A 17,602-nucleotide genomic window follows, 5' to 3' on the forward strand; every position below is an offset into this window, starting at 1 on the left:
AAGGCCGGACATCACTGCCCGGCCTTTTCTTCGATTGCAGGAAGCGGCTTCCCGTCAGCGCAGCGGCGGACGCAACGCTTCCGGTTCGCACACGCTGATGCCGTGCCGCAACGCCGGCGGCGTTTCAAAGCCGTCCGAGAAGACCGAGGCGTACCAGATGTTGCCCAGTTGCCAGCCCACCGACGAAGCATTGGGGTGGCTCGCCGTGACGCCGTAGCAGCCGCCTTCACCGTTGGCGATGGCATGAACCGTGGCGATACCCGCAGCGGACGTGGTCGTGACCAGGGTCGTGGCCGGGCCTGCAACAAGATCGTGCAGCCACGCGCTCGCACCTGCGGTCGGCGCATCGAAGGTGACCGGCACACCAGCGACCGGGTCACCCGCCGCATCCAGCAGCTCGACTTCCAGTGCCTGCGGGAAGGATTCGTGGATCGGAACTTCCTGCCCGTCCCCGCCCAGCACGTTCAACACGAAAGGATCGGTGCTGCAGCTGACCACAACGCTGGCATTGCCCGACGCGATGGTTCCGCTGGCCGGCGTGGGCTCACAGGTCTGCTTCGGATGGCCGGGTTGGGATGTCACCGCTACGGTAAAGGCACTGCCATCATCAATGAACTCCGGGAACACGTAGCTGCCGTCCGCAGTGATGAACTGCTCGGGGCCACCGTTGAGGCTCAGACCCACACCATCACCTACCAGCCCCGTCACGTTCGCTGCAACCTGATATTGCGGCGTACCTGCCGAGTAGCTGAAGGTATCCACGCCGATGTAGTCCGAATTGGTACCCGTCGGGCCTGCATTGGTGACGAAATAGCGGAACGCGACGCGCCCGCTGCCATTTCTCGGCAAGCCGTCGGCATTGGTGATGGTGTACTGCGCCCATTGGCGCGGATATCCACCCACGATCAGGGACGGATTGATCGACAGCAGCAGGGTGTTGAAATCACCGGTGGAAGTGGCACTCGAACCCGCGTTGGTGCTGGCGCCATTGGTGCTCAGACGCACTTCCAGACGATCCGGATAGTCCTGTCCGACATCGTATTTGCGGGTCCAGAACGTGAGCGTCGCGTCCTTGCCGAAATGCAGTTCGGGCGTCATCAGCCAGTTGCTGATGGTTCCCACACCGCCAGCCGTGCTGTTGAAGTTGGCTGCGATGTAGGAATTCTCAGCCCCTTGGTGTGATGTGAATGGCCCACCGCCTGTCGGCGGATTGCCCTGGAACCAGACAGGGTTGATCCCTGCTGGGGCACTGAGGTTCTGCTGGACCCAGCCCTGCCCCGCCAGCAGCGTGATGTTATCGAAACCTTCGATCAACGACGCCACGGCCGGTGCCATGACTGCTTCCGTAGTGCTCGCTCCGGCACTCGAGGCCACCGCCGGTGTGCCCCCATCGCGTGCCTGCACTCTTGACCCATTCACCGCCATCACCGGCGATGCCGCCAGCAGTGCGATCAGACCCGTTGCCCAAATCGTGTTTCTATCCATGAAGCGCATAACCTCTGTGTATGTTTGGATGTCCGTGCCGTTGCCGGCGTTCAAACCTGTGCACCCGCTTTCTGGCTGGCCTGCCGGCCGACCATGCTTCCCCCTCCTGTTACGGATCCGGCCACGTGTCCGCACGCGCGCGTGTCGCTCGGCAAACCCCGTCCGGGGAACAAGCGGACAAGCGTGGGGACTCCCCTCACAAAACAGACCGGCGGAATCAATCAATCGACGAACGGAAATGACTACCCACCCGGATTTGCCCGCTGCCACACCAATGCCAATACTGCCGGGCTGAACCCGAGCAACCGCCATGACCGCATCTTCTCCCCTGACACATCTGGACCAGCTGGAAGCGGAAAGCATCCACATCCTGCGCGAGGTGGCCGCCACCTGTGCGCGGCCGGTGCTGCTGTACTCCATCGGCAAGGACAGTTCGGTGCTGCTGCATCTGTTGCTGAAGGCCTTCGCCCCGGCACGCCCTCCGCTCCCGCTGCTGCATGTGGATACCGGCTGGAAGTTCCGCGAGATGATCGCCTTCCGCGACCGGCGCATGCTGGAAACCGGGCTGGAACTGCATGTGCACATCAACCCGGATGGCCTGCGCGACGGCATCGGCCCGTTCAGTCACGGCTCGGCGGTGCATACCGATGTGATGAAGACCCAGGGGCTGAAGCAGGCGCTGGCGAAGTTCGGGTTCGATGCCGCGATTGGCGGGGCCCGGCGCGACGAGGAGAAATCGCGCGCCAAGGAGCGCGTTTTCTCGTTCCGCAACGCGCAGCAGCGCTGGGATCCGAAAGCGCAGCGACCCGAGCTGTGGAACCTCTACAACACCCGCCTGGGGCCGGGCGAAAGCCTGCGCGTGTTCCCGCTGTCCAACTGGACCGAGCTGGACATCTGGCACTACATCCGGCGCGAATCCATCGCCGTGGTGCCGCTGTACTTCGCCGCACCGCGCCCGGTGGTGGAACGCGATGGTGCGCTGATCATGGTGGACGATGCGCGCCTGCCGCTGGCGCCGGGTGAAACCCCGCAGCTGCGCCAGGTCCGCTTCCGCACCCTGGGCTGCTACCCGCTGACCGGCGCGATCGCATCCACGGCCACGGATCTGGACGCGATCATCGAGGAGATGTGCAGTTCGGCCTGCTCCGAACGCCAGGGCCGCATCATCGACCGCGACGCCGGCGCTTCGATGGAGCGCAAGAAACAGGAAGGGTATTTCTGATGGCCACGCTTCCAGACACGGCCGCACCGGCGGCTGCGGGCGAAACCGGTTCGTTGCGGCTGATCACCTGCGGCAGCGTCGATGACGGCAAGAGCACGCTGATCGGACGCCTGCTGCACGATACCGGCAGCCTGCGCGACGACCAGCTCGATGCATTGGCACGCGACAGCCAGCGCCACGGCCATGCCGATGGCGCAATCGATTACGCGCTGCTGCTGGACGGGCTGGAAGCCGAGCGCGAACAGGGCATCACCATCGATGTCGCCTACCGCTACTTCGCCACGGCCCGGCGCAGTTTCATCGTCGCCGACTGCCCCGGCCACGCGCAGTACACCCGCAACATGGCCACCGGCGCTTCGACCGCGCAGCTGGCCATCGTGCTGGTGGACGCTTCCAAGGGCCTGCTCGACCAGACCCGGCGCCACAGCGGCATCGTGGCAATGTTCGGCATCCGGCAGGTGGTGCTGGCGGTCAACAAGATGGATCTGGTCGATTTCGATCGCGACCGCTTTGAAGCGATCTGCGGCCAGTACCAGCAACTGGCTGAAAACCTCGGCATCGAACAGGTGCAGGCGATTCCGCTGTCCGGACTGCACGGCGACAACCTTGCTTCGCGCTCGTCGCGTACCGCGTGGTACCAGGGGCCGACGCTGCTGGAGCATCTGGAAACGGTACGAATCAATACCGCTGCCGCGCCCGATGCCGGATTCCGTCTGCCGGTGCAGTGGGTCAACCGTGCGATGCCGGCGGGCGGGCGTGGCTATGCCGGCACCCTGCTGGCGGCGCCGCTCGCAACCGGTGACCCGGTCGTGGTGCTGCCTTCGGGCCAGCGCAGCCGTATCGCCGGTGTATTCGATGGCAATGGCGCGGTGGCGCGGGCCGTTCCCGGCCAGGCGCTGACGCTGGCGCTGCAGGACGAACTGGATATCAGCCGTGGCGACGTGCTGGCCAGCCCGGATGCGGCGCCGGAGATTTCCGACCTGTTCGCGGCGCGACTGCTGTGGATGGGCGACCAGCCGCTGTTGCCGGGCCGGCCCTACGATTTCCAGCTGGGCAGCAGCAGTGCCGTGGCGCAGGTGCAGATCCGGCACCGCATCGACATCCACTCGCAGCGGCCGCTGGCAGCGCGGCGCCTGCTGCTGAACGAAGTGGCATCCTGCCATCTGGGCCTGGACCGCAACATCGCGTTCGAGCCATTCACGCGCAACCGGGAACTGGGCAGCTTCATCCTGATCGACCGCCAGACCCGCGCCACCGTCGCGGCCGGCTGTCTCGACCATGCGTTGCGGCGCGCGTCCAATATCCAGTGGCAGCCGCTGGACGTGGATGCCGCGGCGCGCGCGCGGATCAAGGGCCAGCAGCCGGTCTGCATCTGGTTCACCGGGCTGTCCGGCTCGGGCAAATCGACCCTGGCCAACCGGCTCGAACGGCATCTGCACGCGCAGGGTCTGCACACCTATCTGCTGGACGGCGACAACATCCGCCACGGCCTCAACCGCGATCTGGGTTTCACCGAGGAAGACCGGGTGGAAAACATCCGGCGCGCGGCCGAGGTGGCGCGGCTGATGGTGGACGCCGGCCTGATCGTGCTGGCCAGCTTCATCAGCCCCTACCGCAGCGAACGCCGCATGGCGCGCGAGCTGTTCGGGCCGGGCCAGTTCATCGAAGTGTTCGTCGACACGCCATTGGACATCTGTGAAGCGCGCGATCCCAAAGGCCTGTACCGCCGCGCCCGCGCCGGCGAAATCCCCAATTTCACCGGCATCGGCGCGCCCTACGAGCGCCCGGAAACACCCGAAGTGCATCTGCACCTGCCGGCCACGCCGCTGCCCGCCGCAGTCGAAAGGATCCTCGCCTGTCTGCAGGATTGAATGTCTACTCCAGGACCGCACGTTACAATCGGCAGTCCGCCCGCAAATGCACAGCGGCCCCCTCCCGCAACCTTCAGGAATCCAAGACCGATGAAGATCCTGGTCGGCTACAAGCGCGCCGTTGATTCCAACGTGCGCATCCAAGTCAAGCCCGACGGCTCTGGCGTGGTGACCGATGGCGTGAAACTTTCCGCCAATCCCTTTGACGATATCGCGCTGGAAGAAGCGCTGCGGCTGCGCGAAAAAGGCGTCGCGAGCGAAGTCGTGGTCGCCACGATCGCTCCGGCCGATGCCCAGCCGCACCTGCGCAACGGCCTGGCAATGGGCGCCAACCGCGCCATCCACGTGGTCTCCGACAGCCCAGTGCAGCCGCTGACCGCGGCCCGCGTGCTGCAAAAGCTGATCGAAAAGGAACAGCCGGATATCGTGCTGCTCGGCAAGCAGGCGATCGATGACGATGCCAACCAGACCGGCCAGATCCTGGCCACGCTGTGGGGCCGCCCGCAGGCCACCTTCGCCAGCAAGGTCGATGTGGCTGACGGCAAGGCCACCGTGGTGCGCGAAGTCGACGCCGGCCTTGAAACCCTCGAAGTGGACCTGCCGGCGGTGATCACCACCGACCTGCGTCTGAACGAACCGCGCTTCATCAAGCTGCCGGACATCATGAAAGCCAAGAGCAAGCCACTGGAAACCATCCCGATGGCCGATCTGGGCGCCGAACCCGCCGACTTCCTGACCACCGGCAAGTACGAAGCCCCGGCCAAGCGCAGCCGTGGCGTGATGGTCAACGACGCGGCCGAACTGGTCGCGGCCCTGAAGGCCAAAGGCCTGCTCTGACAACGCCAAGGAGATAACACCATGTCCAACGTCCTGATCGTTGCAGAACACCTCAACGGCCAACTCAATGTCCCGGCCACCGCCAAGACGGTTTCGGCCGCACGCGCGCTGTCACCGCAGAAGATCGACGTGATCGTGCTGGCCGATGCGCCCGACGCCATCGCCGCCGCCGCCGCGAAGATCGACGGCGTCAACGAAGTGCTGAGCGTGGCCAATCCGGCCAACGCGCATCCGATCGCGCAGGTGCTGGCACCGCAGATCGCGCAGGTGGCCACCGGCTACAGCCACGTCTTCGGCCCCTCCACCACCTTCGGCAAGGACCTGATGCCCTGCGTTGCCGCGCTGCTGGGCGTGGCCCAGGTCAGCGATGTGATGGCGGTCGACGGCCCGCACAGCTTCAAGCGCCCAATCTACGCCGGCAACGCCATCATCGAAGTGACCGCACCGGCCGACCAGGCCGTGGTCGCCACGGTGCGGGTCGCGTCCTGGCCGGCGGCCGGTGAGGGCGGCAATGCCAGCGTGCGCGCCGTCAACGTCGATGTCGCGCTGCCCACGCATACCCGTTTCGTTGGTCTTGCGGCGGGCAAATCCGACCGCCCGGACCTGCAGAGCGCGGCGCGCGTGGTGTCCGGTGGCCGTGGCGTGGGTTCGGAAGAGAATTTCCGCATCATCTACGACTTCGCCGACAAGCTCGGTGCCGCGGTCGGCGCCTCGCGTGCGGCGGTCGATGCCGGCTACGTGCCCAACGAACTGCAGGTCGGCCAGACCGGCAAGATCATCGCGCCGGAACTGTACGTGGCGGTCGGTATTTCCGGCGCCATCCAGCATCTGACCGGCATCAAGGACGCCGGCACCATCGTGGCGATCAACAAGGACGGCGACGCGCCGATCTTCGAAATCGCCGACATCGGCCTGGTCGGTGACCTGTTCACGATCCTGCCGGAACTGGAAAAGGCGCTGGGCTGATCTCCCGGCCCCGATTCGGGCCGGGCGCTACAACCTTGCATCGCACAAAAGGCAGCTTCGGCTGCCTTTTGTGTGCCTGCGTGGACGAACTTGCCCGCGAGGCGGGGCTGTCTGAGCGGAGTCGAAGGCCGATGGCATCTCCACGAAAACCCCATCACGGACAAGCCTGCCCACTGCATAACCATGCAACCGGCCCAACACAATTCCCTTCATCGCGATGAAGAGATAGACTCCTGTACTTCCCGCCGCCACCGGATCTGCAATGCCTGCCCTGAGTTTCGAGTTCTATCCGCCCAAGACCGATGACCAGCGTCGCCAGCTGCATCGCGCGGCGCGCAAGTTCGTGCCGTTTTCACCCGAATACGTGTCGGTCACCTTCGGTGCCGGCGGTTCCACCCTGAGCTACACCCCGGAAACCGTGGCCGAACTGAAAGCCGGACACGGACTGGAGGCGGTACCGCATATTTCCTGCGTCGGCGGCACCCGCGCGGAGCTGGGCGAACTGCTGGCCGCGTACCGGGAGTCGGGCTGCCGCAAGATCGTCGCGCTGCGCGGCGACCTGCCTTCGGGCATGGCCAGCACCGGCGATTTCCGTTACGCCAGCGATCTGGTCGAATTCGTGCGCGAACAGCATGGCGACTGGTTCCGCATCGCGGTCGGCGCCTATCCGGAAACCCATCCCCAGGCCGAGGACGCATTCGCCGATCTGGTGCATTTCAAGCGCAAGGTCGAGGCCGGCGCGGACGTGGCGATCACGCAGTATTTCTACAATGCCGACGCCTACTTCCGCTTCGTTGAAGACGTGCGCGCGCTGGGCGTGGAGATCCCGATCGTGCCGGGCATCATGCCGATTTCCAACTTCAGCCAGCTGCGGCGTTTTTCCGAACTGTGCGGCGCGGAAATCCCGCGCTGGATGCAGCGCCGGATGCAGGCCTGGGGCGATGACGTGGACAGCATTCGCGCCTTCGGTGCCGATGTGGTCGCGGCGCTGTGCCAGCGTCTGCTTGAAGGCGGCGCGCCGGCGCTGCACTTCTACACCCTGAATCTGGCGCGCCCGACGCTGGCGGTGCTGGATCGCCTCGGCTGAGCCGCGCAGCGTGCTGGGTTAATCTGCCGCGATGAAAGCCTCGACCCTTCTGTTTGCCGCGTTGATCCTTGCGCTGGACCCCGGCAGCGCCGATGCCGTGGTGCGCCGCTGCATCGGCCCGGACGGCGGCACGATCTACACCGACCGCCCCTGCGAACAGTTCCAGGCGCGCGATGCCGATGCTCCGGCAGACGCGGGCCCGGCACCCTCGGCCATGCCCGGAGGCGACGCCGAACGTCCGCTCCACGCCTACGGCCCGGCATGGGCGGACTGCGCGCGTACCCCCGACGCCCTGTTGTTCACACTGCGCCGCATTTTCGAACACCGCGATATCAACGCGCTGGCCGGCCTGTACCACTGGTCCGGCATGGGCCGGCACAACGCCACCGCGGTGATGCAGCACCTGGAATCGCTGCTGCAATGGTCCAGCGGCTCGGTCGATCTGGTCTATCCGGATGCCGCTTTCGTGGTGCACGCGCCACAGGACTGGCCAGACCTGCCACCCGAAGACCCGATCGGCGTGCGTCTGGTCGCACCTCAAGCTGATCTGGATTACAGCCAGCCGGAAGAATCGCGCATGCTGGGGCTGGTGCGGCATGCTGGCTGCTGGTGGCTGCATTTCTAGCGGCCGCGCGCACAGATCGCGGGCAAACCCACGCTGGCTGGATCAAGCACCGCGGGTCGGATCAAGCACCGTAGACGCGAGATGGTTTTCAACAACCGAAGCTTGGTCATCCGGCATTCGGACGTCGGACCCGCCGCTTTGCGGCTTGATCGACCTGCGCGGACCTGCCAGATATCCACCCCACCCACGTCACGAGATTTTCATCGCGGCTCGAACTCCAGCGCAGCGATGGCGCCTTCACGATCACGCCGTGGCCGGACCGAGACACGCCAACCGTACAGCGCACACAACCGCTGCACGATCGCCAGACCGATGCCGCCGCCCTTGCTGCCTTCCGAGGACTTGCCGCGATAGCCGCGTTCGAACAGCCGCTGCGCATCCTCCTCACTGATGCCCGGCCCGGTATCGACGATTTCGATGCGATCAGCCAGCACCATCACCACGACTTCGCCTTCGGTAGTGTATTTGCAGGCGTTGCCGATCAGATTGCTGAGCGCCACCGCCAGCACCGCTTCGGGCGCATCCACCAGAACCCCGTGCTGTCCATCGACGCGGATTTCGACCGGTTTGTTGGCCAGATGCACGCGGTTGGCCTCGGCCTGCGCTTCCACCAGCCTGCGCACATCGGTCGCGCCGCTGCCGCGCTCGTTGCGCGACAGCATCAGCAACGCGGTGGTCAGATCGGTGCACTGCTGGGTGGCACGCTCGATCCGCAGCAGGCGCTGGCGGGTCTTTTCCGGCAGATCCGGCGCCGACAGCAGCAGTTCGGCGGCACCGCTGATCACCGCCAGCGGGGTGCGCAGTTCGTGGCTGACATCGGCATTGAACTCGCGGTCGCGGGTGACGCGTTCGGTCAGCTGGTCGGCGTAATCGTCCAGCGCTTCGGCCAGTTGCCCGACCTCGTCCTGCGCGAAATGCGGCGCCAGCCGTTCACGCCGCGCCGCATCCCCGAAGGACGACACCAGCCTGGCCAGATCCGCCACCGGCCGCATCACCCGGCGCGAGGACCACAGCCCGATCAGCCAGGCCAGCAGCGTGAACAGCACCACGCTCAGGCCCAGCAACACCATCAGCTGCTGCGCACCCAGCGCCTGTCGCCCGTAGCCGTATTTGATGAAGGTGACCATGTCCGGCGCGCGCGCCACCGCGAGCTTGAAATCGGCATCGCGGCCGCGCCCGTCCGGATCGTGCCAATCATGCACACCGGCCGGCAGCTCGCGCCAGGCATACGGAATCTGCGGGCTTTCCGGCCGGTAGGCGAACATTTCCATCTGCTGTTCCTGCAACTCGTAGGCGGCATCCTCGGACGGATGCTCACGCTTGAATTCCAGGAAGCTGTTCGCTTCAGCCCCGAGCCAATCGACCACGAGCTGGTTTTCGATCCGCTCGCGCAGCGCCAGCGTGGAAATCGCGAACAGCGTGGTCAGGCCGAAGCCCAGTAACAGGAAGGAAAAGATGATGCGCGCCCGCAGGCGCTGACGGTGACGCGGACGTGGGCGCACAGGCACGACGGGATTACAGCCGGCTCACGCCGCCGCTTCGACATCCGCCAGGCGATAGCCGATGCCGTGCCGGGTCTGGATCAGCGGTTTGCCGAAGGGCTTGTCCACCGCCGCACGCAGGCCATGGATATGCACCCGCAGGCTGTCCGAATCAGGCAGTTCTTCACCCCAGACCCGAGTTTCCAGCTCCTGCCGGGTCACCACCGCCGGCGAGGCTTCCATCAGCACCTGGAGGATCTTCAGCGCGGTCGGGTTCAGCGTCACCAGGGTGCCGCCACGGAACACCTCCAGCGTGTCCAGATTGAATTCCAGATCCGCCACGTTCAGCACCCGCGCGGTGTTGCCACGCCCGCGCCGCAGCAGCACCGCGAGGCGGGCTTCCAGCTCCTGCAGCGCAAAGGGCTTGACCAGATAGTCGTCGGCACCGGAATCGAAACCGGCCAGCTTCTGCTCCAGCGCATCGCGCGCGGTCAGCATCAGCACGGGGGTCTGCTTGCGCGCCTCCTGGCGCAGCTTGCGGCAGACCTCCAGGCCGTCCATGCCCGGCAGGTTCAGATCCAGGATGATGGCGTCGAAATCATCGACCACGGCACGGTGCAGGCCGGTGACGCCGTCGCCGGCAAAATCCACCGTGTGGCCACGGTCTTCCAGGAAGTCGCCCAGGTTGGCGGCGATATCGGTGTTGTCTTCGATGACCAGGATGCGCATGCGCAAGGCTACTCTCGGGTTCGGCGGCCTGCGGGGCCAGCAGGGATGCTAGCAAATAAAATGGCCCACGGAAGCGATGCGAGGGCATCGTTCACGTGGGCCGAAGTTGCTGCCCCGATTACCATATCTGCAAGTCACAGGATCTGACCTTGAGGAGTGTCCGGCAGAGCATTGGTGCGATGCAGGCTACGCGCTGCGCTATTAAGACGGCGTTAAATACGCTTGTCGGTATCGTTAACCCGGCGCCGCCGCGACAGCGGTTCAGCCGCGCCGCGCCGCCGCACGTGCCACATGGGAAATGATCTCCCCCGCCACATTGACCCCGGACAGCTTCTCGATGCCTTCCAGGCCGGGCGATGAATTGACCTCCAGCACCAGCGGCCCGCGCCGGGTGCGCAACAGGTCCACCCCGGCCACGCGCAGTCCGACCGCGGCGGCTGCCTGCAGTGCGGTGTTGCGTTCGGCCTCATCCAGTTCCACCGCGAAGGCTTGGCCTCCACGGTGCAGATTGGAGCGGAACTCGTCGACCATCGCCTGACGCTGCATCGCCGCGACCACGCGCTTGCCCACCACCAGGCAGCGCAGGTCCGCACCCTTGGCTTCGGCGACGAACTCCTGCACCAGGAAGTTGGCATGCAGGGTGCGGAACGCCTCGACCACGCTGCGCGAGGCCTGCAGGCTTTCGGCCAGCACCACGCCGTTGCCCTGGGTGCCCTCGTTGAGTTTCACCACATGCGGCGGTGGACCGAGCATCGTCAGCAGATCGCGGGTATCGTCCGGGTTGTCTGCCACGACGGTCAACGGCAGGCCCAGGCCGCGCGCGGCGATCAGCTGCTGGCAGCGCAGCTTGTCGCGCGAACGGGCGATCGCGTCCGAACTGTTCGGCGAATACACCCCCATCAGCTCGAGCTGGCGCACCACCGCCGTCCCGTAACGCGTGATCGAGGCGCCGATGCGGGGAATCACCGCGTCGAATGCGGCCAGCGCACGCCCCTTGTAGTGCATCTCGAATTGGCCCGGGCCGATCTTCAGATAGCAGCGCAGCGGGTCCAGCACGCGCACGGTGTGGCCCTGCATGCGCGCCGCCTCCACCAGGCGCCGGGTTGAATACAGCGCGCCATTGCGCGACAGGATCGCCAGCTTCATGCGCCGTCCTCCGGGCCGTGGCCATGCAGGAAGCTGGTGGCCGGGTCCACCCACCAGTGCCCGGCGATCGCGGCGCGACCGATCAGCATCGGATGACGCAGCCGGCGCCGGTCGACCAGATTGATCTCGACTTCATGCTCATACCCGCCCAGGCGCAGGCGCGAGCGGATGAAGACGCGTTCGGCCACGCGCCCGCCCGAATCGGTCACCGCACGCCGGGTCAGCACATCGGCCACGGCGCGGATTTCCTCGCTGCCGGTGGTCGGGTGCAGGCTGAATTCGACCCGCTCGACACCGTTTTCGTGAAAGCAGCGCTGGCTGTCCACGTGCAGCGCGCAACTGCGCGCGCCGGTATCGATCTTGGCCAGCACCCAAGCCAGGCCCAGATCAGGCAGACAGGCCCATTCGCGCCAGCCCAGGACGCCGGCAGGCGGCGCAGTGGGCGCCGGGGTGGAACGTGCTTCAATCGGTGTGGGCAAGGCGAAGGTCCGGAAAGTTTTCCGCCACGCTGCGGAAAAGCGGCGCGATTATCAGTGCGCCCCATGACAGCGGCAAGCACCGGCCATCGACCATGCCATGCCGCAGCGCGACACGCAGCCAGTGGCCGCCACCCGCGCGCCGCGCTACCCTTCGCAGGATCATGAGCACTCCAGCCCAGCGCGATTTCTCGCTCAGCCCCGAGGACAATGAACGCCTCGCCGCCACCACCGGCCCGTTCGACCAGCACCTGCGCCAGATCGAACTGCGCCTGGGGGTCGAGATCGGCAACCGCGGTTTCGTGTTCCGCGTGATCGGCGATGCCGATGCTGCACGCGCCGCGGAACGCGTGATCAGGCGACTCTACGAACACGCCGCGGACAACCCCTTGGACCAGCATGCCGTGCATCTGGCCTTGCAGGAGTCCGGCGCTGAACGGCTGGCCCGCGACAGCGCCGAATCCGCCGCCGAAGGCGCGCAGGAAGTCGTCATCCGGGTCAAGCGCGGCAGCATCCGCGGACGCGGCCCGAACCAGATCCGCTACCTGCACGCCATCACCACGCACGACATCAATTTCGGCATCGGCCCGGCCGGCACCGGCAAGACCTTCCTCGCCGTGGCCAGCGCGGTCGAAGCGCTGAACCAGTCGCGCGTGCAGCGCCTGATCCTGGTCCGCCCGGCGGTCGAGGCCGGCGAGAAGCTCGGCTTCCTGCCCGGCGACCTGACCCAGAAGGTCGATCCCTACCTGCGCCCGCTGTACGACGCGCTGTATGAAATGCTCGGCGTGGAAAAAGTCGCGCGATTGATGGAGCGCAACGTGATCGAGGTCGCGCCACTGGCCTACATGCGCGGGCGCACGCTCAACGATGCGTATGTGATCCTGGACGAAGCGCAGAACACCACGATCGAACAGATGAAGATGTTCCTGACCCGCATCGGCTTCGGCTCCACTGCCGTGGTGACCGGCGACCTGACCCAGACCGATCTGCCCAAGCACCAGAAATCCGGGCTGCGCGATGCGATCGAGGTGCTGCGCGCCGTCGATGGCATCAGCTTCACCTTCTTCACCGCCAACGACGTGGTGCGCCATCCGCTGGTGGCGCGCATCGTGCGCGCCTATGAATCGCGCGAGGCCGCCGGAGCATCATCGTGAAACCCCGCAGCCGACCACTGGAACTGGAGCTGGGCGTCAGCTACGCCTTGCCGCGCGCCGGATTGCCCTCGGCGGTGTCGTTCCGCACCTGGGTCACCGCAGTACTGCAGGACCGGGTCAAGCACGCCGACCTGGCGCTGCGCCTGGTCGATGAGCGCGAAGGCTGCGCGCTCAACCGGCACTACCGTGGCAAGGACTACGCCACCAACGTGCTGAGCTTCCCGGCCGAACTGCCTGAAGGCGTGCAACTGCCGATCCTGGGCGACATCGTGCTGTGCGCCCCGGTGGTGGCGCGCGAGGCCGCCGAACAGGGCAAGATCCTGCGCCACCACTACGCCCACCTCACCGTGCACGGCGTACTGCACCTGCTCGGCTTCGATCACGAGGACCCGCTCGAAGCCGAGGCGATGGAGCAGCTGGAGCGCGACATCCTGGCCGGATTGGGCATCGACGACCCCTATCTGGACTGAGCGCCACGCCCTGCCCGGCACCGCCGCACGGCGGCCGGCGCGATGATGTGCATTTGCCGGCGGCCTGATAAACTCGCTCGCCCCCAAGTTTCCGGCAAAGACCTGACCCATACCGATGTCCGACGACCCTGGAAGTACCACCGGCTCGTCCCACAGATCTTGGCTTGAACGTATCGGCCAGGCTCTGTCGAGCGAGCCACGCAACCGTGAAGAACTGCTTGACGGGTTGCGCGCAGCTCAGGCCAACGGCCTGCTTGCCAGCGACACGCTGGCGATGATGGAAGGCGCCATCACCGTTTCCGAACAGAGCGTGGGCGATGTCATGGTGCCGCGCGCGCAGCTGGTTTCGATCGACGTGGAATCCCCCTATCTGGACGTGGTCCGCACCGCGGTGGAATCGGGCCATTCGCGTTTCCCGGTACACGGCGAAGACCGCGACGAAATCCTTGGCGTGCTGCTGGCCAAGGACCTGCTGCGGCCGATGGTCGAAGGCCGCCAGCCCGATTCGATCCGCGAACTGCTGCGTCCTGCGGTGCTGATACCCGAATCCAAGCGCCTGAACGTGCTGCTCAAGGAATTCCGCCTCTCGCGCAACCACATGGCGATCGTCGTGGACGAGTACGGCGGTGTTGCCGGGCTGGTCACGATCGAGGACGTGCTGGAAGAAATCGTCGGCGAGATTGACGACGAATACGATGACGCACCCGGCGAAAGCCTGATCCAGGCCCAGGCCGACGGCCGCTACGTGGTCGACGCGCTGACCCCGATCGACGAGTTCAACGAACGCTTCGGCGCCGATTTCGACGACAGCGAATACGACACCCTCGGCGGCATGCTGGCGGCGGCCATCGGCCACCTGCCCGAAACCGGCGAGGAAATCAGCATCGGCCGTTTCGACTTCCGCATCGCGCGTGCCGACGCGCGCCGGGTGCACGCCTTGCACATGATCGTGCGTGGCGATGCCTGAGCGGCTGGACACGTCCGCCATGCGCGGGCGCGGCATTTCCTCTGTGCACACGGCCGGCCGGCATCTGCTTGCCGGCCTGCTGGTGCTGATGCTCGGCTGGCTCACGCCGGCACTGGCGCAGACGCAGGACCACGTGCAGGGCATCGCCGACCCGGCAGCGCAACAGCCGCCGGCGCCGCGCATCGGCGTGATCACGATGACACCGGGCGAGGACTACTGGGCCCGCTTCGGCCACAACGCGATCCTGGTCGAAGATGCGGCCAGTGGCGAGCGTATTTCCTACAACTACGGCTATTTCGATTTCGAACAGCCCGGCTTCATGCGCCGCTTCATGCGCGGCCAGATGCTTTACCAGCTGGTGGCGCTGCCGCTGGAAGTGGACCTCCACACCTATGCCGCCGAAGGCCGCGGCGCGACGCTGCAATGGCTGGACCTGCCAGCGGCGCAGGCGATCGCGCTGGCGGATTTCCTCAAGTTGAACGCACTGCCGGAAAACGCCGACTACCGCTACGACTATTTCACCGACAACTGTTCCACCCGCGTGCGCGATGCGCTGGATCGCGCACTGGACGGCGCACTGGCCCGGCAACTGCGCACCCGCTCGCACGGCCTGACCTACCGCAACGAAGCGCTGCGCCTGGGTGCCGGGCTGCCATGGATGCTGCTGGGCATGCATGCCGGGCTCGGCCCGTTCGCCGACCGACCGCTTTCGCTGTGGGACGAGGCCTTCGTGCCGCAACGCCTGGCCGATGCGCTGCAGAGCGTGGAACTGGAAGACGGCCGGCCACTGGTGCGCGAGCAGCTTGAGCTGCTGCCGGACCGCCTCGCCCTGGAACGCGATACGGCACCGTCACTGCGTGCGCACTTCGCCATTGCCGGCGGCGGGCTGGCACTGCTGCTGGGCCTGCTGCTGCGCCCACGTGCCGGCCGCGCCGCACGCCTTGCCGGCACCGCACTGGCGGCAGGCATCTGGCTGGCTTGCGGGCTGGGCGGTCTGGTACTGGTCGGCCTATGGACGCTGACCGCGCATGTCGCCGCATGGGGCAACGAGAACCTGTTGCTGTTCAACCCGCTGTGTCTGGCTCTGCTGGCGGCGATCCCGTCATTGGCGCGCGGCCGCCAGCCGCCGCGCTGGCTGGTGGCAACCGCGCAGCTGGTGGTCGCGGCCGCTGCACTGGCGTTGTTCCTGCGCTTCCTGCCGTTCCGCATTCAGAACAATGCCGACTTCATCGTGCTGCTCGGACCGATCCACGCGGTGCTGGCCTGGCGCCTGACGCGCCGCGACGATACGCACGCCGGCAACGAATAACAGGCAGCTCACCTGCGCCCGCCCCCCCACGAATGGGGGGCTGTATCGACATCGGCCCAGGCGCACCATTCCCCCTGACGCAACCTATCTCGCAGGGGAATCCAACATGTCCATCATGACCCGCCACAGCCTGGCCATTGCATTGGCACTGGCACTGACACCTCTGGCGCAAGCGGAGCAGACCCACAGCGCCAGCTGGTGGGATCCGGCCGACAGTGGCTGGGGCCTGGCCACGCTGGACCAGGGCAATGTGCTTGGGCCGTACTGGTTCACCTATGACGAAGAAGGCAAGCCGGCCTGGTTCATGGGAATAGGCCTGCCCCAACCGGACGGCAGCTACGCCGGCGATCTTTACCGTTTCACGGGGACGCCGTTCGCTCAGATCGGCGACACCCGTGCCAACCAGCCAGGCAGCATTGTCGGCACGATCAGCCTGGCATTCGATTCTGATCCCAGAAAGATGAGCTTCACCACGCGGATCGACGGCGAAACCGTCGCGCGTAACCTCACTCGATTCAACTTCAGCGGAAAGGATCTGGTCTGCAGGGCAACGTCGGTGCCGCCCGCCGATCTCACCAACTACAGCGGGATGTGGTGGGAGCCGGCAACCAGCGGCTGGGGCATCAACGTGATGCACCTGGACGAGCAGATCTTCGGCCAGTGGTACACCTATGAGGCACCCGACCGTCCGGTGTTCATGACGCTCGATCTCACCCGCCAGGGCGATGGCAGCTACGCCGGCACCGTCTGGCGGCAGAAGGACGGAGGGCGCTCATTCAAGTCGTCCATCTCCAACCAGCCCTCACAGCCCGGCAGCGGCGAAGTGGGCAGCGCATCCCTGATCTTCCTGGATGGCGCGCAGGCCGAGTTCGACTATGTGGTCGGCGAAGACACGGGCCATCACGTGCTGCAGCGCTTCCAGTTCGGCAACGTGATCGAACAGTGCAGCGTGCAACCCTATGACTCCGAAGGCGACAGCGAGGGCGACGACGAGAGCGACGGCGAGCTGTGCCATCCGCCGTACCATGTCGGCGACAGCCGGAAGCTGCGCGCCACCGGCACCAGCAACGGCTCGCCCCAGGACCCGCACACTTTCACCGAAACCATCACCGGCAGCGCCATCTTCAATGGCCACTCCGCGCTGGTGCAGGAGTTCTCCGGACAGACCAGCAGCGGCAACGGCGTTTACGCCCGCAATTACTTGGGCAATGGCGACGGCACCCTGCTGTCGTTTGGTGCCGAAGCACTCGACCCGTCCAGCGGACAGATCGTCAGCACCAGCCGCAACGATCCTTCCAGGGTTGAAGCGCCACGACGCTTCCAGGTGGGTGAGACGGTGTCGGTGGAGTACGGCGTGGATTCCAGCAGCGCCGCCGGAGCGGGTCGCACCGAGGTCAAGACCACCTATCGGCTGCTGGGGCGCGAACAGGTCTCGGTGCCCGCGGGCAGCTTCAACGCCTGCAAGTTCGAGGTCACGATCGAGGAAAGCAGCAGCGTGGCCGGTGTCAGCACGCGCACCCTGCTCAGCGGCCACATCTGGAATGATGCGGAGTTCGGCCCGGTCAGGCAGCAGTTCCAGGGCACCAACACCGTCAATGCGTTCGGATACAACACCACCACCGAGCTGACCTCCGCGCAGGAACTGCTGGAAGCCACGATGAACGGCGGCCAGCGCCCGTAAGCGCGGCTTCGGACCGCCTTGCACACGCTCCCGCCAGCACCGATGGGGTCCTGGCGGGAGCGACCTTGCGCAGCCCCGTTCTCCACGCGGCATGCC

The 17,602-nt window shown here is 66.1% G+C and carries 16 protein-coding genes; 11 read left to right on the plus strand and 5 right to left on the minus strand.

All coding sequences use genetic code 11. From position 1 onward, the window contains the following. Positions 1 to 54 precede the first annotated feature (54 nt). Positions 55 to 1,848, minus strand: a complete 1,794-nt coding sequence (locus WDB66_RS10290; RefSeq protein ID WP_339398487.1) for a choice-of-anchor J domain-containing protein — start codon at positions 1,846 to 1,848, stop codon at positions 55 to 57. Between WDB66_RS10290 and cysD the strand changes: the two genes are divergently transcribed. The 6 genes from cysD (at position 1,796) to WDB66_RS10320 (ending at position 8,093) form a co-directional block, all read left to right on the plus strand. Beyond that, positions 1,796 to 2,707 (plus strand): sulfate adenylyltransferase subunit CysD, encoded by a 912-nt coding sequence (cysD, locus tag WDB66_RS10295; protein WP_339398488.1) that lies wholly within the window; start codon positions 1,796 to 1,798, stop codon positions 2,705 to 2,707. The genes WDB66_RS10290 and cysD overlap by 53 nt on opposite strands. After that, positions 2,707 to 4,578: an adenylyl-sulfate kinase gene (cysC, locus tag WDB66_RS10300; RefSeq protein WP_339398489.1), complete on the plus strand. Its 1,872-nt coding sequence runs from the start codon at positions 2,707 to 2,709 to the stop codon at positions 4,576 to 4,578. The genes cysD and cysC overlap by 1 nt, the downstream gene beginning before the upstream one ends. Positions 4,579 to 4,668: 90 nt before the next feature. After that, positions 4,669 to 5,415 (plus strand): electron transfer flavoprotein subunit beta/FixA family protein, encoded by a 747-nt coding sequence (locus tag WDB66_RS10305; RefSeq protein ID WP_339398490.1) that lies wholly within the window; start codon positions 4,669 to 4,671, stop codon positions 5,413 to 5,415. 21 nt (positions 5,416 to 5,436) lie between these two features. Then, positions 5,437 to 6,381, plus strand: coding sequence for an electron transfer flavoprotein subunit alpha/FixB family protein (locus tag WDB66_RS10310; protein ID WP_339398491.1), 945 nt, complete (start codon positions 5,437 to 5,439; stop codon positions 6,379 to 6,381). Positions 6,382 to 6,643: 262 nt separating this feature from the next. Further along, complete coding sequence (metF, locus tag WDB66_RS10315) at positions 6,644 to 7,468, plus strand: methylenetetrahydrofolate reductase [NAD(P)H] (RefSeq protein WP_339398492.1); 825 nt, start codon at positions 6,644 to 6,646, stop codon at positions 7,466 to 7,468. Between the two features lie 31 nt (positions 7,469 to 7,499). Next, entirely contained in the window at positions 7,500 to 8,093 is a 594-nt protein-coding gene (locus WDB66_RS10320) for a hypothetical protein (RefSeq protein ID WP_339398493.1), read from the plus strand. A 200-nt stretch (positions 8,094 to 8,293) separates the two neighbouring features. On the opposite strand, the gene WDB66_RS10325 is transcribed toward WDB66_RS10320, so the two are convergent. The 4 genes from WDB66_RS10325 to WDB66_RS10340 all read right to left on the minus strand — a co-directional run bounded on the left by WDB66_RS10325 (position 8,294) and on the right by WDB66_RS10340 (position 11,928). Further along, a complete protein-coding gene (locus WDB66_RS10325; RefSeq protein ID WP_339398494.1) occupies positions 8,294 to 9,601 on the minus strand; it encodes a sensor histidine kinase in 1,308 nt (435 codons plus the stop codon). An 18-nt stretch (positions 9,602 to 9,619) separates the two neighbouring features. After that, positions 9,620 to 10,303, minus strand: coding sequence for a response regulator transcription factor (locus WDB66_RS10330; RefSeq protein ID WP_339398496.1), 684 nt, complete (start codon positions 10,301 to 10,303; stop codon positions 9,620 to 9,622). 261 nt (positions 10,304 to 10,564) lie between these two features. After that, a complete protein-coding gene (rimK, locus tag WDB66_RS10335; protein WP_339398497.1) occupies positions 10,565 to 11,449 on the minus strand; it encodes a 30S ribosomal protein S6--L-glutamate ligase in 885 nt (294 codons plus the stop codon). Beyond that, positions 11,446 to 11,928, minus strand: coding sequence for an ATP-dependent zinc protease family protein (locus WDB66_RS10340; protein ID WP_339398498.1), 483 nt, complete (start codon positions 11,926 to 11,928; stop codon positions 11,446 to 11,448). The genes rimK and WDB66_RS10340 overlap by 4 nt, the downstream gene beginning before the upstream one ends. Before the next feature lie 161 nt (positions 11,929 to 12,089). On the opposite strand from WDB66_RS10340, the gene WDB66_RS10345 reads away from it, so the two are divergent. The 5 genes from WDB66_RS10345 (at position 12,090) to WDB66_RS10365 (ending at position 17,506) form a co-directional block, all read left to right on the plus strand. Then, positions 12,090 to 13,079 carry a PhoH family protein gene (locus WDB66_RS10345; protein ID WP_339398499.1) on the plus strand — a complete coding sequence of 330 codons (990 nt, stop codon included), beginning with the start codon at positions 12,090 to 12,092 and terminating at the stop codon, positions 13,077 to 13,079. Further along, positions 13,076 to 13,549, plus strand: coding sequence for an rRNA maturation RNase YbeY (gene ybeY / locus WDB66_RS10350; RefSeq protein ID WP_339398500.1), 474 nt, complete (start codon positions 13,076 to 13,078; stop codon positions 13,547 to 13,549). The genes WDB66_RS10345 and ybeY overlap by 4 nt, the downstream gene beginning before the upstream one ends. 115 nt (positions 13,550 to 13,664) lie before the next feature. Then, positions 13,665 to 14,516 (plus strand): CorC family transporter, encoded by an 852-nt coding sequence (locus WDB66_RS10355; RefSeq protein ID WP_339398501.1) that lies wholly within the window; start codon positions 13,665 to 13,667, stop codon positions 14,514 to 14,516. After that, a complete protein-coding gene (locus tag WDB66_RS10360) occupies positions 14,509 to 15,825 on the plus strand; it encodes a lipoprotein N-acyltransferase Lnb domain-containing protein (RefSeq protein ID WP_339398502.1) in 1,317 nt (438 codons plus the stop codon). Before WDB66_RS10355 ends, WDB66_RS10360 begins: the two co-directional genes overlap by 8 nt. A gap of 106 nt (positions 15,826 to 15,931) precedes the next feature. Next, complete coding sequence (locus WDB66_RS10365) at positions 15,932 to 17,506, plus strand: hypothetical protein (RefSeq protein ID WP_339398503.1); 1,575 nt, start codon at positions 15,932 to 15,934, stop codon at positions 17,504 to 17,506. The last annotated feature ends 96 nt before the right edge of the window (positions 17,507 to 17,602 follow it).

It is taken from the genome of Denitratimonas organivorans, assembly GCF_037478135.1.
Lineage (GTDB): Bacteria > Pseudomonadota > Gammaproteobacteria > Xanthomonadales > Xanthomonadaceae > Denitratimonas.